Consider the following 20,961-nt stretch of genomic DNA (forward strand, 5'->3'; position numbering starts at 1 on the left):
CATCAATGCGCGTCGGCACTCTTCTGTGATGCACCCGCCGGCACGACGTGAACCACCCGATAGCGGTTCTCCCTCAGATACCGCAGGAAGGCCGGCATGATCGCAGCCGTACGCGCCTTGGGATCGTGGAACAGGATGATACCCTTGCCGGCGGCGGCGAGCCGCTCGGTGACGAGCTTCATTTCCTGCTCCGGCGTCATCTCGTTCCAGTCGCTGGCCCACAGGTCGGCCCCGAACACCACGATGCCGCGGGACTGGAGCAGGTCAAGCTCGGCTGGCGTCGCCTCGAAATAGGGGAAGCGGAAGAACGGGGTCGCGGGCGTCGTTGTCGAGGTGCCGTGCAGAGCCAGCTCGACGGCCGCGATGCCGCGGTCGATTTCGCTCTTCGCTTTGTCGAACGGAATGCGCGCCATGAACGGGTGCGAGAAGGTGTGGTGACCGATGCTGTGGCCCTCGCGCGCGATGCGCTTGACCATGTCAGGGTGTTCGGAGGCGTGCAGGCCGATCAGGAAGAAGGTCGCGCGCACGCATTCCTGCGCCAGTGCCACCAATACCTTCGACGTCGTCGGCGGATGCGGGCCGTCATCGAAGGTCAGCACGACCTCGTGATCGGCAAGCTCCAGCGTCTGCGGAAAGCTCTTCAGGCCCACGCGCGGCGCGGTCTTGGCGTCGACGCTCAGAATGCGGGAGGTGCCGAGCGCGTCCTTGCGCGGGCACTCGGCGGCTTCACTCGAGGCGATGCCGGTGAGGGCGGCGAGGGCTGCGCCTGCCGACATCGAGGTCCACCTCAGTCGAAGCATCTTTGTCATTGCGCTCAGAGTTGCCTTGTGGGTATTGCCTGAACCGTCAGCTCAGACCACTCGTTCCAACCTGTCGAACGGCGAGGCGCGCCATGGATGAACATCTGGACGGTGCCGCATCTGCCGCGGAATCGGTACTCGACCACGTGCCGATGCGCAATGAAGACGGCGAAATTCGTCACGAATTCGTCGCGGAAATTACCCATGCGATCGAGGCCGGCGACAGCGCCGCGCTGCGCGCCTGCGTTGCCGAGCTGCACGAGGCCGATCTCGGCGACCTCATTGGGGCTCTCGAGCCCGACGATCGGGTCCGCCTGGTTGAGCTGACGGGGCGCGATTTCGACTTCTCCGCGCTGAACGAGCTCGACGAGGGCGTGCGCGAGGAGATCCTCGAGGAACTGCCGCCGCAGACGGTCGCGGAAGGTGTGCGCGAGCTCGAATCCGACGACGCGGTCGAGCTGCTGGAAACGCTCGATCAGGCCGATCAGGAGGAGATCCTCGAGAAGCTGCCGCTCAAGGAGCGCGTCGTGCTCGAGCGCAGCCTGCTTTATCCGGAGAACTCCGCCGGCCGCCGGATGCAGACCGAGTTCATCGCCGTGCCGCAGGATTTCACCGTGGGGCAGGCGATCGACTACATGCGCGAGACGCCGGATCTGCCAGACCGCTTCTACGAGATCTACGTCGTCGACAAGGAGCAGCACTGGCAGGGCGCGGTCTCGCTCGACGTGCTGCTGCGCGCCCGCCGCCCGGTGGCGCTTGCCGAGCTGACCGACGAGGATCGCCGCCGCGTCTCCGTCCTGGAGGACCAGGAGGAGGTGGCGCGCATGTTCGGCAAGTACAATCTCGTCGCAGCCCCGGTGCTCGACACCCAGGACCGCCTCGTCGGCGTCATCACCGTCGACGACGTCGTCGACGTCATCGAGGAAGAGGCGGACGAGGACCTCAAGGCGCTCGGCGGCGTCAACAGCGACGAAGAGCTGTCCGACACCGTGTTCACCATTGCACGCGCGCGGTTCAACTGGCTGCTGGTCAATCTCGCCACCGCCTTTCTGGCGTCCTCCGTGCTCGGCCTGTTCGAGGGCCAGCTCGAGAAGATGGTGGCGCTCGCCGTGCTGGCGCCGATCGTCGCAAGCCAGGGCGGCAATGCCGCCACCCAGACCATGACGGTCGCGGTGCGGGCGCTGGCGACGCGCGAGCTCGGCTCCTCCAATGCCTGGCGCGTGGTGGTGCGCGAGGGCCTGGTCGGCCTCGTCAACGGTCTCGCCTTTGCCGTGATCACGGGCGTCGCTGCGGTGGCCTGGTTCAGGATCCCGGGCCTCGGCCTGGTCATCGGGCTCGCCATCATCGTGAACCTCTTCGCCGGCGCACTCGGAGGAATCCTGATTCCGATGGCGCTCGAACGGGTCAGGGCCGATCCGGCCGTCGCCTCCGGCACGTTCGTGACAACCGTCACTGACGTCGTCGGCTTCTTCTCCTTCCTCGGCATCGCGACGTTGTGGTTCGGGTTGAGGTAGGGCTACAGGCACTCTCGTCTCCCCGGCGCGCTGCAACGCCCTTGGCGTTGCTGCGCAACCGGGACCCAGAAGCGGCACAGTATTGCAGCGACATGGGCCCCGGCTCTGCAGCGCACCGCTGAAGAAGCGCTGCGCTGCGTCCGGGGCACGAGACCGTATACGCAGCCATCATCTTTAATCCGAACTTAAGCGAGCTGCCGCATCATCGCCTTGCTTGGGGGAATGAGCATGCGTGTGCGGTTGAAGGCGGACGGACGGATTGTCGAGTTGCGGGATGGGCGGGAGTTTCCGGTCCAGCCGTTTCCAATCCAGCCCGTACCTAACGCAGCGCCGCCCGACACCAGCTCGCTCGCCGTGCGCGATTTGCGCCGCCGTGCCTGCCTGACCCAGATGGAGTTCGCGGCCAAGCTCGGCGTTCCCGTCGAGACCATCCGCAATTGGGAGCAGGGCAAGCGGGCCCCGCGGGGACCCGCCCGCGCGCTGCTCGCTGTGATCGCGCATGCGCCTGACACCGTATTCCAGGCGCTTGCCAAAGCCTGAGCTCGAGGCCTGACCTCAAGGCCTGACGTCAAGGCCTGACGTCAAGGCCTGGCACGAACCTCCCGTTAGCATTGCGCGCAAGATCCGACCCGGCGGCCGGTGTCGCCCGTTGGCAGTGTTGCCAGCCGGGTTCATAATGACGCCTGGATCATGATTTGGGGCGACCGCGACAGAGAGGATTCCTCATGCTGTTCGTCGAGACCAATGGCGCAAGGATACCGGCGATCGGGCTGGGGACCTGGGAGCTGAGCGGGCGCATGTGCACCCGTGTGGTCGAGCAGGCGCTGCGGCTCGGCTATCGCCACATCGATACCGCACAGGTCTACGAGAATGAGCGCGAGGTCGGCGACGGCTTGCGCGCCTCCGGCGTGCGCCGCGACGACATCTTCCTGACGACAAAGGTCTGGACCAATCATTTCGCGCCCCACGATCTCGAGCGCTCGGTCAAGGAGAGCCTGGCGCGCATGCGACTTCCCTCCGTCGATCTCCTGCTGCTGCACTGGCCCAATTCGCACGTGCCGCTGGAGGAGACGCTGGGCGCGCTGTCGCATGCCAAGCGCATGGGCCTGACCCGCCACATCGGCGTTTCCAATTTCACCGTGGCGCTGATCGAGCAGGCGGTGGCGTTGTCGCCGGAGCCGCTGGCCTGCAACCAGGTCGAATACCACCCTTATCTCGACCAGGCGAAGGTGAGGGCGGCCTGCGATCAGCACGGGCTCGCGCTGGTCGCCTACAGCCCGATCGCCAAGGGGCGGATCAAGACCGACCGGACGCTCGCCGAGATCGGGCGTCTGCATCACAAGACGCCGGCGCAGGTCTGCCTGCGCTGGCTGGTGCAACAGAATGTCGCTGCGATCCCGCGCACCTCGCGCGTCGAACGCCTGTCGGAAAACATCGAGATCTTCGATTTCGAGCTTTCGGACGACGAGATGGCCCAGATCGCCGCGCTGGCCAGTCCCAGGGGCCGCCTGACCGATTTCGCCTTCGCGCCAAAATGGGATTGAGAGGGGCCTGCCGTATGCTAGGACCAGCTTGGCAACCTGAAGTCAGGCGATGGAACTGCGGAAGATCATACGGACGGACATTGCAGCGTCGGCGATCGCCCATCTGACGCTGGTCGCGCTGATCATCGTGATCAGCGAAGTCCATCCGTTTCACGCCAGCCCGCCCGAATCGGTTTCCGTCAGCATCGTGACGCCGGAGCAGGTGAAGCAGGAGGAGGCCAAAGCCGAGGAGAAGACCGGGGAAAAACTCAAGGCGAAGCCGCCGGAGCCGACCCCTGACCTGAAACTGCCGAAGTTCGATTTGAACGATAAGGACAAGGCGGCGGCCGCGCCGAAGCCCGAGGCGAAGCAGCAGGCTGCGGCACAGTCCTCGAAGCAGCAGGCCTCGCCTGAACCGCCGCAGCAGAAACAGCCGCAGCCACAGCCTTCACAGACGCCGCAGCAGCGCGAGGCAAATGCGCAGCCGCAACCGCAGCCTCCACAGCCACAGCCTCAGCCATCGCAGTCGCCGCCGCCTCAGGCGACGCCGCAGCCCCCGGCGCCACAGCTACTGCCACAAGCGATGCAGCACCCGGAGGCCGCGCCGCCGCCGTCCTATCAGGCGCCGGAGCCCGACGTCACTGTCAAATACGGCGTCATGCTGGGCCTGCCGCCGGAATTGCCGACGGAGCTGCCGAAAGACGCCCCCAAAGACGATGGCGGCGATGCCAAGGATTCAATCGCGGCGAAGCTGCCGGTCGAAATCATCGCCGAGCTGCGTCGTCATTTGCGAAGCTGCGCCAAGCTGCCGGCTGGGGTCGCGCCGACCGACAACGTCAACATCAAGCTGCGCACCGTGCTCGCGACCGACGGCACGCTGGCGCGCGAGCCGATCCTGATCGAAGCCCCGCCGTCCGCAAAGGGCGTCGCGCTCGTGAAGTCCGCCATGAGCGCGCTTCAGGCCTGCCAGCCCTACAAGATGTTGCCGGCCGACAAATACGGGGAATGGAAGGTGATGGACCTGCTGTTCAGCCCGCGGGATTTCGGCGGCTAAACTCTCGCTTGGGCTACGGCCTTGCTTTGTCGCCCTGCTGTCAATCCATCTTCGCAAATATATTCCACTTTGCCGAAATTCGGACACGGCGTATGTGTTGGCCATCCCGGCTCATCCTTGAGGGGCGATCTTGTGGTCGTCATGTTCGCGAGCCGGCTTGCGGTGGACGCGGCAGCGTTCGGGTGCGAGAGGCCAAGGGCAGGGCGGATTGCTCTCTGTGAGCCCAAGGCTTCGTGCCGACGAGCGGCGCTGCAAAGCTTCGTCACGGCGCCGCCTGTCAAACCGCCACAGACGAGACGCCGGCAGCGAATACAACCTCAGCCTGAGTCGGGCGGCGAAATTGAAGCGCAGCCGCCGCGCGTGCACGGCGATTGCCGCGTCGGCGGGAGCATCAAAATGCAAAGATAATCAATGCCACCAGCAAGACGTTGAACATGCCCAACGTGAGTACGGCGATATCGAAAACGCGGATCAAGCTGATCATGGTGTCCTCCGATACACGCCAGCCGGGTGCTATGATGCCTCCGCTACGACCGGGTGTCTATGCAGTTTGTGCCTGCTCGGCGACCATCGCCACAATGTCGGCCACCCGCGTTGGGTCCAGAACGCCGTGTGTGGGAGCGCGGGCGCGCTTGGGAAAAGTGGTGAAAATTCCGCCTTCGTCAACTCGCGCGGCATTGTTGACCGATGCGCTGTTGAGTTGCAACCATTTGTCCAAAACTTCACTCGCCCTGTGGAGACAGGCGAGACCGTTGAAACTATCGTAGTTGCAGTCGGGCATCGTGCTACCGACCAAGGCAGCTCTACCTGGCTGCTGAAGCTACCCTATGCTTATTCTCTGTCCAACTCTGCTCGCCACAGTCGCACTTGAGCGACGGATAAGCCGAGATCGCCGCTAATCCTTACAAGTCAGCCGGAGCACACGCTGGGGACACCACCATCTCGACCCAACACCTTGTGCACCGCGCGCTAGTGCCCACGATCTCGCAAGCTGGGTCGGCCGACACAATGTCGCGGCAGCACTTCGGGCACGTATATCCCGCGATGTTTGGCGTGAAGTCATACTCCGGACCAACATAGGCGCAGATCATGTGGTGGAATACTGGAAACAACATCAGCGCGGAGGAGCCGCAAGCCGGGCAACCCGTTTGGTTCGCTTCGATCTGCATGCTGCACCTCGCTCCCTCTCACAGCTCGTCGAGCCCGAATAGTTTCACCAGCATGGAAGCAATGCGCGCGCTGAGTTGTGTGTAGTGCATGTGAACGTCGACGGCCGAGTTCAGCGCCGGGGGATGCGCGCCTGGGCTGAACTGAATTCGCGCGATTTGCGAGGCGGTACGCTCGCGCGCCGCCGATGAGCCCGCTCCGGGGTACACGTCTGACACCGGCAGAATTTCCACGATCTCGCCCAGAATTCGCCGGTTGCCGAACAGGACAAAGACTTCGTTACCGACTTTCGGGTCGGACAGGCGTTCGTTGGGAACGTACCAGTCGACGAAGACATCGGTGGGGTCGAGAATTTCTGCGATCGGAGTGCCCGCCACCAGTGACTGGCCGGCACGCGCTGGATTGTTCGCGACGATGCCAGCTATGGGTGAAAAGACTCTTCCGTCGGCAAAGCTGCTTTCAACCTTTTCGAGGCGATCAGAAAGTTGCCGGCTGAATTTCGTCGAGAGCGGCCAATTGAGTGCTGGCCTCGGCGGCTTCCGCCTCCTGCGAGACCACGGCTTTGTTCGCCAGGGCGCGCTCCCGCGACATGTCAATGCGGTAATTCAGGCTCGCGGCCGATGAGGTTGCGATAAGTTGGACAGCTTCCTCAGCAAGCTGCAGATGTGAGCGCGCCGCGTCGAGAGATTCGCGCGCAACCCGGGCTTTGACACGCAGTTCCGCTTTGCGGCCGGCGATGTCCGCGAGCGAGCGCATATAAGTAGCGACGATTTCATCGTGCTGCGGAGACCGCACCCTTCCGATTTCTTCGCCGGCCTTGACCGATCCACCTCTCACCACGGTGATGCTGTTGATCTGCACGATGTAGGGCAGTGAAACCAAATATCTTGGCGAGGACACGCTGCCCGGGCCGCCGAGATAGAGAATTGGCCTCCCGAAATAGACGACAAAGAATGCGAGTATGCCGAATACGATTGTCGCATAGGCGGCGCGGACGGTCCGTCCGGCCGCGCGCCGACGGCTCTCGATAGGATCGGGAATATGCGGATCGAGTCGCGTCAGGGCCACCGTCATTTGGCCACCTCTTTTGTCCGATCTCCGAATAGTGCACGGCGAACGCGCGGTGGCACGAAATCATCGTTCCGCGACGAGGCAAAGATGATTTCCGAAGAGTAGGAAAAAAACCGCGCGCACTTCAGATAGACGCCCTGGTACAAGGGAAAGATCAGCGCCATCTTCCAGCCAAAGTTTCCGACGGATCGTTGGAATAGGGCGAACACAAGTGCCATATTGAATACCGAGATCCAGAGCAGCAGCAGCAGGTAGATCGCCGAGAGAAACAACACGGCATCCGGGCCGAACAACAGCACAATGTAGGCCAAGTAGAACGGCAGGCTGAGCGTCGGAACGAGATCGAAGACGATGAAGTCCAGCCTTTGGATCGTGTCCGGTAAACGCTCTAGCGGATGGCGAAAACTCAGCTCGCCATACATCATGAAACGGATGCGCAGAGCATCGCGATCCCAGCGCGCGCGCTGGCGCAACAGACTGATGCCGCTTGCGGGGCCGGCTGTTTCCGCCCAGGCGTCGGACACGAACCGAATGACATAGCCGAGCCTGCGGAGCCGTAAGGTGTACTCCATATCTTCGCCAGGGCCGACGTCGAGCCCGCCCTGCTGCGTGAAGATATCCCGCCGATACATGGAACAGGCGCCGGACAGACACGCGATCGCATCCACCACGTCGAGGATCGACCGCCCCGCAGTGATCGACATCAGGTATTCGACGCTTTGAAGTCCTGTCCATATCGAATCGCGCTCATTGCTGATCGCGATGTTGCAACTTGCGCCGGCGACGAGCGGATCGCCGAACGCAGCCGCGAGGCGCTCAACCGCGTTCGGTTCGAAGACAGTGTCGGCATCTACGGTCAGAAGAAGATCGCCGCGGGCAAACCGTGCTGCAGCGTTGATGGCAGCGCTGCGGCCGCAGCGGGTCCCATGGCAGATGACCATATCAACCAGCCCCTGCGCTCTCGCCCGCTCCGCGACCGCGCGTGTTTGGTCGGTGGAGCCGTCGTCGACGACGATGATTTCGACAGGTCGCAGGGTTTGCCGGCGCAGCGAGCTGATCGAAGGAGCAAGCCCGGAGCCGCCGTTGAAGGTCGGGATAATCACGCTTACCGTCGCCTCGCAAACCGTCCCACTGGCGCTTCGCCGCTTCGAGCTGAACAGAGCAAGAGACACCAGCGATAAGGTGTAGCGGGGTATGTCGAATATCAGCAGCGAGAAGGCGAGCAGAAACAAACTCGTTCCGGCGAGCACTTCTACCATTTCGGACATGCCGGCCACCTCCGCTGCGAAAGGACCATTCCGAGCATCCGATCAAACAAGGCGCGCAAGGCAATTATCAGATGGGAAAATGAAGACCATCGCGTTGATGGTCGAGTGGTAAATTGCGTAAACATTTGCTTTGTGTGTCTGCGCTATTCACCTCCAGCATCGGCTTGGCCAATTGACGATGGAAGCGTGCTCTCGAGTTTTGATTTTGTTGGCCTGCTGGCATCAGCATTGCGGTTTCATGCTGTTGCCGGGTCGATAAATCCGACAAGGTGACCGGTCCGGCCAACCTTTCAGGCGCAAGACGGCCTCAGTCTGGAGGGCTGAGGCCGGGGGCCGTTGATGTACCGTTGGGGTCGGTACTCTTCTATTTTAATCATGGCGAGACCACTTTGCGGTATTGTCCTGAAGGACAAGCAATCAGCACGTTGTTCCTCTCACACATCTGCGGACCGCCCGACGGGTATGACGGACCGTCGTCCGTGCTACGCACACGCCGTTGATACGTGTCCTACCGACGCCGCAGGCAGCAGCAACTTCCGTAACGAGGCTTTCGGGCTGTGCAATCGGGGCAGGTGTCATCGCCTGAGCCGATACTGCGAAGCAGAAGGCGAATGTGGCAATTCCGAGCGACTTGATCATATCGAGCTCCCTGGAAGCGCCCAACCGCCCGGCCGGCGCGGCCGAGCGATGGACGCGACTCTCTCAAGTTGATGCCCGCGCCTGTAAGAGAATTGAGATAGATCAAAGCGACTTTAGGGAGTTCCATGCGGCAATCGCTGCACATAGCAGATCGAGACGCCGGCTTAGGACTATGACCGCAGACTTCCCTGTGCCCTCTTGGGACAAGAGGGTGAAGTGGCCAGACTCGGGCAAAATGCGCCGCGAAGGTGCGAAGCTATGGTCGCAACTCGAGATGCGAGCTGGAAAAGTGGCGCTGCCGCCTCATGCTCCGTCATTGCGAGCGCAGCGAAGCAATCCAGTCTGCCGCCGCGGAGGGATTCTGGATTGCTTCGCTGCGCTCGCAATGACGATGTGGAGAGAGGGTGCGCCACATTCGCTCTTGTGGACGCACCGCTACTCAGCGGTGCACTGCAGAGCCGCAACACGAGCGCGTCAGGGACCGCGCCGCGTCTCCTCGCCATTCACCACCTCCGGCGCCATCGCTTCCCACGCGCTCGAGGCGAATTGCCGCCGCCAAGTCACGATTACCACGGTTGCCGTGGTTACGAACAACACCCAGGGGCTGACGAACCAGCCGAGATAGCCGAGTGCGAAGAAGAAGGCGCGCTGGCCGCGGTTGAAATGGCGGCCGGCGGATTCGAACAGGCGCGAGGTGCGGATCACATGAGCTTCGGCCTCCGGCGTATCACGCTGCGAGGCTGCCGGCATGCCGCCGAACAGGATCGCGACATAGTTGAACAGGCGGTACGACCAGGCGAATTTGAAGAAGGCATAGACGCAGATCAGGACGAGGCCGACGCATTTCAGCTCCCACATCGCCGGCGAGGTACTGAGATCGATCGGCAGCTTGCTCAAGATCGTGATCGCGTCGTTGGTCGCGTGCAGCAGCGCCAGCGCGCCGCCGAGCGCGATCAGGCTGGTGGAGGCGAAGAAGGCGGTGCCGTTCTGCAACGAGGCCATGATCTGCATGTCGACCATGCGCGCGTCGCGGTCGAGCAGCCGGCGCACCCACACCTCGCGGTAGCGGTTCATGCGCGCCGACAGGCTGTCGCGGCCATAGGCCGAATGCTCCAGCGTCAGGGCGTAGACCAGCCATTCGATGATGAAGAAGCCGACGGCTGTGATGTCGACCCAATGCCTGCTCATGTCAGTCTCCTGGAGAGGATCGCAACGCTTGCCACGCATGGCGAGGTGCAGCAACGATTGATTGGCGGCAGGCGATGGCGTTAAAAGCGGCTCTCTTCAAGGCGTATCGAGAAGGACTGATGACATGGCTGCGCTGAAACTCGCAATCGGCAACAAGAATTACTCGTCATGGTCGATGCGGCCCTGGCTCGCGCTCCGCGCCAACGACATTCCGTTCGTGGAGACCCTCATCCCGCTCTACACCGACAATCCCGCGGACAAGGAGCAGATCATCTCGTTCAGCCGCGCCGGCAAGGTGCCGGTGCTGGTCGATGGCGACATCACGGTGTGGGATTCGCTCAGCATCATCGAATACATCGCCGAGCGCTATCCGGAAGTGAAGTTGTGGCCGGACGAGGCCGCCGCGCGCGCCCATGCCCGTTCGGTGTGCGCCGAGATGCATTCCGGCTTCATGGCCCTTCGCAACGAATGCGGCATGAACCTGCACCGCCCGGTGCGCCCCGTGACGCTGTCGGCGGACGCCGAGGCCAATATCGCGCGCGTGCAGGAGATCTGGCGCGAATGCCGGGCCCGGTATGGCGCCAATGGACCGTTCCTGTTCGGGCGCTTCGGCGCGGCGGATGCGATGTATGCTCCGGTCGTGCACCGCTTTCGCACCTACGCGATTGAGGTCACGCCGGAGACCAAGGCCTACATGGACACAATGCTGGCGCTTCCGGCGTTCCAGGAATGGACCCGGGACGCGCTCGCCGAAACGCTGGTCATCGAAAAGTTCGAGAACGTGTAATCTGCGGTGATCGGCCTCGCTCGACGTCGAGCAAGCCGGCGGCGCTCCATGCCAGGATGGTCGGCAGGGAGAGGGACCTCACGGCCCAGGAACCGCCCAAGGTGGTGGATCACGCCAGCCCCGACGGCCGTTTGCCCCATACCCCCCGGAAGAACCGGTTCCAGCGGTATCGTCGGCTGACGGCATCACTCTGAAATAACTGCAAAATTCGCACGTTTGCCATGTCGCATACTGCTGGCCAAAAACGCTCGTCGCATGCTATACAGCGGCCGGGTTTCCGGCCGGCCGACGCAGTGGGACCACGGGCGTGGCAGGCGTTGTTTGAGTGATGGAGAGGGTGTTGAAGCACAAATTCCCTATTGGCGCGCGCGTATTGTTCACCGCCAGCAATGTCGCACGCCCCGCTGCCAGCGGCTCGTATGAGGTCATCCGCCTCCTGCCGACCGATGGTGACGACTGTCAGTACCGGATCAAGAGCTCGACCGAAGCCTTCGAACGCGTCGCCAAGGAAAGCCAGCTCGCGCTGTCCTGAAGGCCGACGCTATCCGCGCATTGGCGCGTCCCCGGGAATTTGTATTCTGCCGCCGTCAAAAGGCCCGCTTCACCTTCAAAAGGTGGGCCGGGGGCAGTTGCCGACTCTCGGTACTCGCTTTGACCATTCGCTCTCTGCTCGCGTGAGGGGACGTCGCGCATGAACTGGGCATGGGCCTCGTCGTTTGACCAAATCTGGAGCTCGCCGGCCCTTCCAATGTGGATGATGCTGGCGGCTGCCGGCTTCTTCGGACTGATTCTCCTGGTCACGCTGCTGCGCGCCGAACGATCGGTCGCCAACGGCGCGCTGACCGTCATTGCGCTGCTCGCCATTGCCATCGCGCTGGCTGCTGTTGTGCGCGTCGATGGACCGGCGGGGCAGACCACGCCGACCGAGGCGCGCGCACAGGCGGCGATGACCGCGAGCCTGCCGGCGCTGTCCTGTCTCGACGATCTCGCGGGCGATGCCGTGGCCATGGGCTGCGAGAAGGCGCTGTTCGGCGCGCCTGACGCGGCGGCTGCGGCCGTCTCCACGACCGCGGCCAGGATCGACCGGCTGACGGCGCTCGGCGATGCCGCGACCGCCGAGAAGAGCCTGACGCCCGACATCAAGGTGCTGCGCAAGTCGCTGGAGCGTGATCGCTACGGCCTGGTCGCGCATGTGCTGGTCGCGCGCGATGGCTGCACGCAGTTTGACTGCGCGGCCTTCCGCTCGCTGACCGACCAGCAGCGGGTCGCCGCCAACATGGATTCCCATCTCTACGACACGCTGGTCGCGCGCTACGCCCCGACCTGGAATGCGCCTGCAGCAGCGCAATCGTTGCCGGCCACTGCCGCACTTGCGGGGCTGCCGCCGTCGATGCCGACGGGCAAGCCGACCAATGCGGAGTTCCCGAGTGCCTCGTCGACGCCGCCGGTCAGCATCATGAATCCCGAGCCGCCGACGCGTCAGGCGGCGCCCACCGCAAACGCGGCGGCTCCGCGCGCCCCCGCAGCGGCCTCGGCGCAGGCCGCAGCTCCCGCCGCGAAGAAGCCGCCTGCGCCGAAGGCTGCGCGGGCGCCGGCGGCAGCACCGGTTCCGCTCACGCCGCCGGCCGCGGCTGCCCCGGCTGCGGATAACGAGTAGATCGGCATTCCAAATGCGTGGCTGTCCGGCTAATGCTGGGGCATGCCACTACATCTGATCAAGCTCGCCGTCGGCTGCGAATCCGTCAAGGAATTGAAGGAGTGGACCGCCGAACGGATGCAGACCGCCAAGAAGAAGGGGCTGCCGCAACATCACATCCACATCACCCGCATGGTGCCCAAGCGCGACGCCGAGATCCTGTCGGGCGGGTCGCTCTATTGGGTGATCAAGGGCGAGGTCGCCGCGCGCGAAAAGATCATCGGCATCGAGCCGTTCCGCGACAAGGACGGCATCGGGCGCTGCCGGATCGTTATGCAGCCGAAGGTGATCCCGGTGTCGCCGCGGCCGATGCGCCCGTTCCAGGGCTGGCGCTATCTTGCCGACGATTCGGTGCCGCCCGATCTCGGCAGGTCCGCCGCCGGCTCGATCGCGGCGATGCCTGAGCCGATGCGGCGCGAGCTGCGCGATCTCGGGCTGCTCTAAACCGCGATATTGTCGATCAGCCGGGTGGTGCCGAGCTTGGCCGCGACCAGGATGCGCAACGGTCCGTCGTTGCGCGAGCTGACCTGTGCCAGGGTCGCTGCATGGCGCACTTCGAAATAGTCGAGCTCAAAGCCGGCCGCCGTGATCATCGCGGCACCGCGCGCCATTGCGGGCGCGACCGCTTCGCCGGCGCGAATGCGCCCGGCGCTCTCCTTCATGGCGCGGTATAGCGTGGTTGCGGTCTGCCGCTCCTGTGGCGACAAATAGACGTTGCGCGAGGACATCGCGAGCCCATCGCGCTCGCGCACGGTGCGGGAGCCGATCACCTTGACGCCGAGCTCGAGGTCGCGAGCCATCTGCGCCACCACCCGCAACTGCTGAAATCCTTCTCGCCGAAGATCGCGACATCCGGCCGGCACTGGGTGAACAGCTTGCCGACGACAGTGGCGACGCCGGCGAAGAAATGCGGGCGGAAGCGGTCTTCGAGGCCAGCCAGCGCCGGTCCCTCCGGCACGATGCGGGTGGCAAAGCCCTCCGGGTACATGGCCTCGGCGCCGGGATGCCAGACGATATCGACGTCCTCGGCGGCTAGCTTGGCGAGATCGGCCTTCCAGGTTCGCGGATAGGCGCCAAAATCCTCGGTCGGCGCGAACTGGGTCGGGTTGACGAAGATCGACACCACGACGCGGCTCGCGCGCCGCCTGGCGAGGCGTACCAGCGACACATGGCCGTCATGGAGCGCTCCCATGGTCGGGACCAGCGCGATCGTCGCCTTTCGCTTGCGAAGATTGTCGACGGCGCGTCGCAAGGCGGGGACCGTGCGGGCGATCAAGGGGCTGCGTGACATCAGAACTCGACGCGATCGGGAATCGACGGGCGCGTTCCGGCGCCCGGCAGGCTAACCTTAACAAGCGGCGACCATGGACGCCATGCATCCGGATGCGGCACAGCATCCCGCGCAAAGCCGCGCAAGCGTCGCGGCATTGTGGGCTGGATCACAGACGCGAAGCGGCGCCGCGATTCATGATGAAGGTCAGCGCGCCGCGATTTGTCTTGCCTGTCACGCATTTCACTTGACCGCAGACGCGGCCAACTCGAAGATATTCGTTAGGGGTGTTGAGGATCGCGATGCTTGTGCAAGCTAGCCAAGGCCAGTCCGGCTCGGCGCATGTGGTCGTGCTCGGCAACGAGAAAGGCGGCTCCGGCAAGTCGACCACCGCCCTGCACATCGCAGTCGCGCTTCTCAAAGCCGGCCAGCGCGTCGCCACCATCGACCTCGACTGCCGTCAGCAGAGCTTTACTCACTACATCAACAACCGTTCCGCCTGGGCGCGCCGAACCAAGCTCGACCTCGAACTGCCGTTGCATCGCTGCATCAAGCTTGGCGAAACGATGCAGGTTGCCGAGAACGAGAATTCGGAGTTCCTTCAGTTCATGGAGGCGGTCTCGGCGGTCGAGAGCAGCTTCGACTTCATCGTCATCGATACGCCCGGCACCGACAGCTACCTGATGCGGCTTGCGCACTCGATGGCCGACACGCTGGTGACCCCGATCAATGACAGCTTCCTCGATTTCGATGTGCTCGGCACTGTCGATCCCGCCAATTACGCGGTGACAGGCGAGAGCCACTACGCGGAGATGGTGCGGGATGTCAGGCGCAAGCGCCGCCAGCTCGACGGTGCGACCACCGACTGGATCGTGGTGCGCAACCGCCTGTCGATGCTCGGCTCCCGCAACAAGCAGCTCGTTGCCGATGGGTTGAAGGATTTGTCGCTGCGGCTCGGCTTCCGCTACGTCGACGGCTTCGCCGAACGGGTCGTCTATCGCGAGTTCTTCCCGCGCGGTCTGACCGCGCTGGACGAGATCGACGAGGCCACGCTCGGCATGCGGCCAAATCTCGGCCATCTCACCGCACGGGAGGAGGTGACGAGCCTGCTCCGCCAGCTCAAGCTTCCGCTCGACGAGCGCGGACGTCGCCGCGCGGCCAATCGCGCCGAGTGGTTCAACCAGGTCGACAAGCCGCTCGAGGTCCACGACATCCTCGGCGCTTGAGGCGGCGGTACATCGCTACTTCCAGTCGATCAAGAGGCCGGTCTCCCCGGGGAACCGAGCCCGCGCTCAACCGTTTTCACCCCGTGTTTACTGCAAAACGGAACCGATCGAGACAGGTTGCGTCGGATGGTGACGTGCACCCTGACGTAGCCGTGTGAGAGCGAGATGCCCAAGAAACGTGTGCGCCGCACAATGAAAGGGCTGCCGGTTCACAATATTTGGCCTTCCTGTCACGCGGCTGTGACATATATTAGGGAATAGGCGACCAGGGGCCGAAGAGCTCCGGAAGAACACGATTTTCAACAGGGATTCAGGCCGCAAGAGCCTGAGGCTGAGGACGAAAATGAAGCGTGGAATTGCCGTTCTGGTTTCGGTCAGTGCCCTCTGTGGCGTCGCCTATTTCACGGCGAGCAAGTGGGCAATCAGGCACGAGACCATCACCTTCTACGATGCCTCGCGCGACAACCGTGCGGTGCCCGTCGATATCGCGATCCGTCGTGACAAGGAAATGCAGGCCAATGCCGGCATGATCACGATGCCGGTCGCCGTGATCAACCACGGCAACACCGTCAAGAACACCGAGTACGGCTTCCTCGCCAACATTTTCGCCGCGCGCGGCTACCTCGTCGTCAGCCCGCAGCATGATTTGCCGACCGATCCACCGATGGTGACCAAGCCCGGCGAGATCTATGTCGGCCGGCTGCCGCAGATCCTGCGCGGCGTCGCCAACATCCATCTCGCCATGCAGGAGATGAAGAAGGTTCAGCCCAACGCCGACTACGAAAAGGTGACGATGGTCGGCCACTCCATGGGCGGCGACATCACGATGTATTTCGCCAAGCAGTATCCGGATGAGGTCAAGAAGGTCGTCACACTCGACAATCTTCGCGTGCCCTTCGTCACCGCCGGGAAGTTCAAGATCCTGTCGTTCCGCTCCACCGATCCGCAGTTCAAGGCCGATGCGGGTGTGATCCCGACCGACGAAGAATGCGAGAAGGCCGGCATCCAGGTGGTGAAGACCGAATTCCAGCACAACGACATGCGCGACACCGGTCCGGATGCTGCCAAGAACTCGATCCAGGGCATGCTCGACAAGTTCCTGAGCGCGACCGACAGTGAAGTGGCGCCGGTCGACACGCAATCGTCCCCGCCCAAGATTCTAGAGCCCGGGCCGGTCGCTTTGATGGCGCCCGCCAAGAGCTGACGCCTTCCTCGTCGTCGATACCGATTTCAAAGCCTCCGCCGGCTGCCGCCTGCGGGGGCTTTGCGCATTGACCGGGCTGCATGTGCTGACCACATTAGCCGCTCACGCAAGGGTCAAGGAAATGTCCGGCGAACCCATCAAACCGCGCGGCCGCGATGCCGTCTCGGCGCAACCAAGCGACGCTGTGCCGCAGGCGGGGACCTCGACCTCGGAGGACATCGCCGCCTTCGTCGCCAACGCGCGCGCGCTGTCACCGCATGCGCCCGGTGCAAAAGGGCGGCTGATCTTCGCGCTGGATGCGACGATGAGCCGGCAGCCGACCTGGGACATGGCTTGCGCGCTTCAGGCCGACATGTTCCGTGAGACCGCCGCGCTCGGCAGTCTCGACATCCGGCTCGTCTACTATCGCGGCTTCAACGAGTGCCGCGCCACGGGATGGATCTCCGACAGCGCCAGGCTGGCGGCGCTGATGAGCAAGATCGATTGCCGTGGCGGCGACACCCAGATCGGCAAGGTGCTGAGCGAGGCGCGGCGCGAGGCCGTCGCAACCGGCGTGCGCGCCGTCGTCTTCGTCGGCGACGCCATGGAGGAGAACGTCGACCAGCTCTGCGCCAAGGCAGGCGAGCTCGGCATGCTCAAAGTGCCTGTGTTCGTCTTTCAGGAAGGCCATGACGCGGTGGCCGAGAAGGCCTTTCGCGAGATCGCGCGCCTGACCGGCGGCGCTTGGTGCCGGTTCGATCCGGGCGCGGCGGCGCAGTTGCGCGAGCTGTTGCGCGCAGCCGCCGCCTACGCGGCCGGCGGACGCGAGGCGCTGTTGCAATTGGCGAAGACCGCCAGTGGCGCGGCCAGGCTGATCGGCCAGATGAAGTAGCGCTGGCGCGCGGTCGGCGGGGGCGCAAGGACTCGATGCTTTTTGGCGGTAGGCCGACTATATTCCGGCCATGACCCTGATCGCCGGCGCTATCGCCATTATCACCCTTTATTTGCTGCTCCAGATGTTCCGTTCGGCCAATCCGGCCGTGCTGGCACGCGCGATCAGGTTCGGTGGCGGCGTGGTGGCGCTGGCTGTCGCAGCGTTCACGGGCTTGAAGGGCGAACTGGTGGTGGCGATCCCGCTCGGGATATTCGGCGCCGGGCTCTTGGGCTGGACACCGATGGCAAACGCCGGCTTCGGCAATATCGGCGGGCTGTTCGGCGGGGGCGCGACGCGCCCGGCCGGTCAGGCCTCGCGCGTGCGCTCGCAATTCCTGGATATGCGGCTCGATCACGATTCCGGCCAGCTCGGAGGCCAGATCGTCGCCGGGCCTCACGCCGGGCGCGATCTCGATGAGTTCGATCTCGCGGCCCTGCTGGCAATGGTCCCGGCGTTCGACGCCGAGAGCGTGGCCCTACTTGAAAGCTATCTGGACCGCCGGTTTCCCGCTTGGCGTCAGAACGCGCAGGGCGATGCGGCAGGGGGGCAGCGCCGCACGGTGGCGAGCGGTAAAATGACGACGGAGGAGGCCTATCAGATCCTTGGCCTGCAGCCGGGGGCGGGGCGTGACGACATCAGCCGGGCTCACAAGTCCCTGATGAAGAAACTGCATCCCGACCAGGGGGGCTCGACGTATCTCGCTGCCCGTGTAAACGAGGCCAAGGATACTCTGCTTCGCACGCATAACGGCTAACTCCGGCACCACGCTACAAACGCTCGTCCCGTGTGAGCTCTGCTTGCTCTGTTTGCCGTCGCCCCGATGCCCGCCATTGTCGGCGTGGTCGATCCCTTGCGTAAAGTTTTAACCGTAAATCCTTGACGAGAGGTTGTCGTGGAACAGCCTCGTCGGTCACCGCATCCCGAAAATGAAAATGCCCGCGCAAGGCGCGGGCATTTTCATAGGAGCGGTGCGAAAGTTCAGTTGCGGACGGTCATGCAGGAGATATCGGCGCGCTTCAGGGTGCGGCAGACGGCTTCGGCCTGGTCGCGGTCGAGCCCGGCGAAGCGGGCGCGGTAGAGCTTGCGATTATCTTTCGCGACGACCGGCTCGGTGAACGGGTCGGCCTTGCTGAGCAGGCCGCGAGCCGAGCTGCGCGCCGCGTCGATGCGCTGCTGGGCTTCGTTCTCGCTCTCGAGCGCGCCGACCTGAACGATCCAGCCGCTGTGGGTAGCGACCGGCTTCGTGGTGGCGCTCATCTGGATCGGCTGCAGCGCCGGGTCGGCTGATGCGAGCTTCGCAGCAGCCGGGGCGGGTGCGGCGGCGGTGGCGGCCGGCAAGACGCCGAGGATGCCGTTGCCGGTGCCGAAGCCCGCCGGCTGCCGCGGCAGCTCGGCACGGGTGATCTCGGCCCTCGGAGCTTCCGGTTGGCTGGCCTCGGGCTTGTTGATGAGGTCTGCGCGGGCGACGACGGCACCGGAGGTTTCGGCGACTTCGGAGCGGGATGCGATCGTGCTCGTGACCTGCGGTGCGATCTGAGCCGGGGCGGCGGAGGCGACCTTCACCGCGCCGGCCTTGACCTGGACGGTCTTGACCCGGACCGGCTTCATCGGTTCGGACGAACCGGGGATGATCGAGAGCGGCTGGCTCGAGATCACGCCATTGGTGAGCGGCGCAGGCTCGATCTTGGATTCTATCGGCCGAACTTCAGGCCTATTGGCTTCAGATCTGGGCTGAGCCGGCGGCACCGCGGCAGCCGCAGCCGCAAGCGTCGAAAGGCGCGCGGCGAGACGCGACGGGGCTGCTTCGGGAGCAGGGGCAGCCGACGCCTGGACCTGCGGAGCGGAACGGGCCGGGGTGTCCGATGTATCGGCGACTTCGGCAGCGGCGTCGGAGCCGTTGCGTTCGGTGACCGCGGCGACGGTGTGGGTGGTCGCGGCCTTATCGAGGTTCTCCGCGAGCAGGTTACGCATGATGGCGTCGCGCGAGCCGCCGCTACGGCCGCCCAGCACCACGCCGATCAGGTGGCGGTTGCCGCGGCGCATCGAGGTCACGAGATTGAAGCCGGAGGCGCGAGTATAGCCGGTCTTGATGCCGTCCACGCCCTCCACATTCCCGAGCAGATGATTGTGGTTCCGGATCGACTGTCCGCGCCAGTTGAACGTCGAGGTCGCGAAATAGCGATAGTAGCGCGGGAAGCGCTCCTGGATGGCGCGGCCGAGCGTGGCCTGGTCGCGCGCGGTCGTGACCTGCTCGTCGTTGGGAAGACCGTTGGCGTTGCGGTAAACCGTCCTGGACATGCCGAGCGAACGCGCCTTGCGCGTCATCATCTGGGCGAAGTCGTCCTCGTCGCCGCCAATCGCTTCCGCGATCACAACGGCTGCGTCGTTGGCGGAGCGGGTGACGAGACCTTTGATCGCGTCCTCGACGCGGATCGTCTGGCCGGCACGCAGGTTCAGCTTGGTGGGATCCTGATCGGCGGCGTGCTGCGACACCGGCATCTCGGTGTCGAGCTTCATCTTCCCGGACTCGAGGCGCTCGAACAGGAGATAGAGCGTCATGATCTTGGTCAGCGAGGCCGGATGGCGGATCCCGTCGGGACTCGTGGCCTGAAGCACGGAGCCGGAGTTGCCGTCGACGATGATCGACGCGAATTTCGGGCTGGAACTCTCGGACACATCGCGCTGCACGCGGTGTTGCGCGTAGTGACGCCGGTGGCGCCGCGCCTCGGCAGCATCGGTGGTGAAGATGACTGCACTCGTGACCGCAAGAAGCCCAAAAACGCCAACCCGCGCCAAGCGCGAGGAAGACAAGTTTTTACGAAGCATGAAACCCCGTCCCCGTTTCTGACTTGATCACCGGCTCGTGAGGCGAAATTGTGCCCAAGGGACCCGGGATCATTACCTGCTCAGGCTGTCCTCCGCAGATGTTCGCCGCGGGGGACGTTGGACCTGAGCCGCTGTTCTGGCTAAGGTGATGTTCTCCAACGGCTTTTGGCCGCTTGTGGAAGTTGAACACGTCCAGGGAATCAAGGTAGGGGGCCGCGGTTTCCAAAAGCTTAAGGAACCATTGCGGGAAACCCCGGGAATCTCGGCAAATTTGCCCGCAATTTTGTGCGACGCACAAAATTCTTGACTTTTTTGTGCGTTGCACTAATCGTGAGCAGAGTCAGGGAGCCGGGGCTTCCGACAGGCTAGGGAAAAGGATTCCGAATGTTCAAGGTTGAAGACTTTCAGGGCTACGGGAAAGAGCACTTCGAGCAGTACGTCGCCTCCGCGACGTCGATGCAGCACGGCCTTCAGGCGATCGCCAGCGCTTATGGCGACTACACCAAGAAGTCGTTCGAAGACACCAAGTCCTTCGTCGAGAAGCTTTCCGGCGTGAAGTCGCTGGACAAGGCCGTCGAAGCGCAGACCGAATTCGCCCGTTCCGCCTACGAGTCCTTCGTCGCGGAATCGCAGAAGATCGCCGGCCTTTACAGCGACCTCGCCAAGCAGGCGTTCAAGCCGGTCGAGACCATCGTGTCGAAGTTCACCCCGGCCGCCAGCTAACGTTTCCTGACGTCCTGGAATCAAAGGCCCGGCTGCAGTAGCCGGGCTTTTTTTGTTTGTCTCGAAGTGTAGGTCTCAGCGCGCCATCGCAG

Annotated in this window: 20 protein-coding genes and 1 pseudogene; 13 read left to right on the forward strand and 8 right to left on the reverse strand. The window is 63.9% G+C overall.

Annotation, left to right across the window (positions count from 1 at the left end; genetic code table 11):
• Positions 1-2: 2 nt before the first annotated feature.
• The gene (locus RX329_RS19750; RefSeq protein ID WP_162496377.1) at positions 3-776 is read right to left on the reverse strand and encodes a polysaccharide deacetylase family protein; all 774 of its coding nucleotides are present in this window, start codon (positions 774-776) and stop codon (positions 3-5) included.
• 116 nt (positions 777-892) lie between these two features.
• Here RX329_RS19750 and mgtE point away from each other — a divergent pair, with 116 nt between their 5' ends.
• From mgtE to RX329_RS19770, 4 genes are all read left to right on the forward strand, one after another.
• Positions 893-2,314 carry a magnesium transporter gene (gene mgtE / locus RX329_RS19755; protein ID WP_018455198.1) on the forward strand — a complete coding sequence of 474 codons (1,422 nt, stop codon included), beginning with the start codon at positions 893-895 and terminating at the stop codon, positions 2,312-2,314.
• Between the two features lie 222 nt (positions 2,315-2,536).
• A complete protein-coding gene (locus RX329_RS19760) occupies positions 2,537-2,854 on the forward strand; it encodes a helix-turn-helix domain-containing protein (protein WP_085351361.1) in 318 nt (105 codons plus the stop codon).
• A 185-nt stretch (positions 2,855-3,039) separates the two neighbouring features.
• The gene (locus RX329_RS19765) at positions 3,040-3,858 is read left to right on the forward strand and encodes an aldo/keto reductase (protein WP_018455196.1); all 819 of its coding nucleotides are present in this window, start codon (positions 3,040-3,042) and stop codon (positions 3,856-3,858) included.
• Between the two features lie 49 nt (positions 3,859-3,907).
• Positions 3,908-4,891 (forward strand): hypothetical protein, encoded by a 984-nt coding sequence (locus RX329_RS19770; protein ID WP_085351362.1) that lies wholly within the window; start codon positions 3,908-3,910, stop codon positions 4,889-4,891.
• Positions 4,892-5,432: 541 nt separating this feature from the next.
• On the opposite strand, the gene RX329_RS19775 is transcribed toward RX329_RS19770, so the two are convergent.
• The 5 genes from RX329_RS19775 to RX329_RS19795 form a co-directional block, all read right to left on the reverse strand.
• The gene (locus tag RX329_RS19775; protein ID WP_158091568.1) at positions 5,433-5,609 is read right to left on the reverse strand and encodes a hypothetical protein; all 177 of its coding nucleotides are present in this window, start codon (positions 5,607-5,609) and stop codon (positions 5,433-5,435) included.
• A 469-nt stretch (positions 5,610-6,078) separates the two neighbouring features.
• Entirely contained in the window at positions 6,079-6,435 is a 357-nt protein-coding gene (locus RX329_RS19780) for an HlyD family efflux transporter periplasmic adaptor subunit (RefSeq protein WP_317246335.1), read from the reverse strand.
• 100 nt (positions 6,436-6,535) lie between these two features.
• Positions 6,536-7,132, reverse strand: coding sequence for a hypothetical protein (locus RX329_RS19785; RefSeq protein ID WP_317246336.1), 597 nt, complete (start codon positions 7,130-7,132; stop codon positions 6,536-6,538).
• Positions 7,129-8,397, reverse strand: coding sequence for a glycosyltransferase (locus tag RX329_RS19790; RefSeq protein WP_317246337.1), 1,269 nt, complete (start codon positions 8,395-8,397; stop codon positions 7,129-7,131). The genes RX329_RS19785 and RX329_RS19790 overlap by 4 nt, the downstream gene beginning before the upstream one ends.
• A 1,113-nt stretch (positions 8,398-9,510) precedes the next feature.
• A complete protein-coding gene (locus tag RX329_RS19795; RefSeq protein ID WP_085351440.1) occupies positions 9,511-10,224 on the reverse strand; it encodes a DUF599 domain-containing protein in 714 nt (237 codons plus the stop codon).
• 124 nt (positions 10,225-10,348) lie between these two features.
• Between RX329_RS19795 and RX329_RS19800 the strand changes: the two genes are divergently transcribed.
• From RX329_RS19800 to RX329_RS19815, 4 genes are all read left to right on the forward strand, one after another.
• Complete coding sequence (locus tag RX329_RS19800; RefSeq protein ID WP_018455191.1) at positions 10,349-11,011, forward strand: glutathione S-transferase family protein; 663 nt, start codon at positions 10,349-10,351, stop codon at positions 11,009-11,011.
• 328 nt (positions 11,012-11,339) lie between these two features.
• A complete protein-coding gene (locus RX329_RS19805; protein WP_007611353.1) occupies positions 11,340-11,543 on the forward strand; it encodes a hypothetical protein in 204 nt (67 codons plus the stop codon).
• Between the two features lie 159 nt (positions 11,544-11,702).
• Positions 11,703-12,668 carry a hypothetical protein gene (locus RX329_RS19810; RefSeq protein WP_085351366.1) on the forward strand — a complete coding sequence of 322 codons (966 nt, stop codon included), beginning with the start codon at positions 11,703-11,705 and terminating at the stop codon, positions 12,666-12,668.
• 42 nt (positions 12,669-12,710) lie between these two features.
• A complete protein-coding gene (locus tag RX329_RS19815) occupies positions 12,711-13,151 on the forward strand; it encodes a DUF1489 family protein (protein WP_018455188.1) in 441 nt (146 codons plus the stop codon).
• Here RX329_RS19815 and panC read toward each other — a convergent pair.
• A pseudogene (gene panC, locus RX329_RS19820) lies at positions 13,148-13,998 on the reverse strand (pantoate--beta-alanine ligase). The gene RX329_RS19815 and the pseudogene panC overlap by 4 nt on opposite strands.
• 281 nt (positions 13,999-14,279) lie before the next feature.
• On the opposite strand from panC, the gene RX329_RS19825 reads away from it, so the two are divergent.
• From RX329_RS19825 to RX329_RS19840, 4 genes are all read left to right on the forward strand, one after another.
• On the forward strand, positions 14,280-15,203 hold the full coding sequence (locus RX329_RS19825) for a division plane positioning ATPase MipZ (RefSeq protein ID WP_018455186.1): 924 nt from the start codon (positions 14,280-14,282) through the stop codon (positions 15,201-15,203).
• Between the two features lie 343 nt (positions 15,204-15,546).
• On the forward strand, positions 15,547-16,407 hold the full coding sequence (locus RX329_RS19830) for an alpha/beta fold hydrolase (protein ID WP_007603233.1): 861 nt from the start codon (positions 15,547-15,549) through the stop codon (positions 16,405-16,407).
• A 121-nt stretch (positions 16,408-16,528) separates the two neighbouring features.
• Positions 16,529-17,278, forward strand: a complete 750-nt coding sequence (locus RX329_RS19835; protein ID WP_085351368.1) for a hypothetical protein — start codon at positions 16,529-16,531, stop codon at positions 17,276-17,278.
• Positions 17,279-17,348: 70 nt separating this feature from the next.
• The gene (locus RX329_RS19840) at positions 17,349-18,074 is read left to right on the forward strand and encodes a DnaJ domain-containing protein (protein WP_018455184.1); all 726 of its coding nucleotides are present in this window, start codon (positions 17,349-17,351) and stop codon (positions 18,072-18,074) included.
• A gap of 224 nt (positions 18,075-18,298) precedes the next feature.
• On the opposite strand, the gene RX329_RS19845 is transcribed toward RX329_RS19840, so the two are convergent.
• Positions 18,299-20,146: a D-alanyl-D-alanine carboxypeptidase gene (locus tag RX329_RS19845; RefSeq protein WP_085351369.1), complete on the reverse strand. Its 1,848-nt coding sequence runs from the start codon at positions 20,144-20,146 to the stop codon at positions 18,299-18,301.
• Positions 20,147-20,530: 384 nt separating this feature from the next.
• Between RX329_RS19845 and RX329_RS19850 the strand changes: the two genes are divergently transcribed.
• A complete protein-coding gene (locus RX329_RS19850; protein WP_007603238.1) occupies positions 20,531-20,869 on the forward strand; it encodes a phasin family protein in 339 nt (112 codons plus the stop codon).
• Positions 20,870-20,961: the final 92 nt, after the last annotated feature.

This window comes from Bradyrhizobium sp. BWC-3-1 (genome assembly GCF_032917965.1).
In the GTDB taxonomy this organism is placed as follows: Bacteria; Pseudomonadota; Alphaproteobacteria; order Rhizobiales; family Xanthobacteraceae; genus Bradyrhizobium; species Bradyrhizobium canariense_D.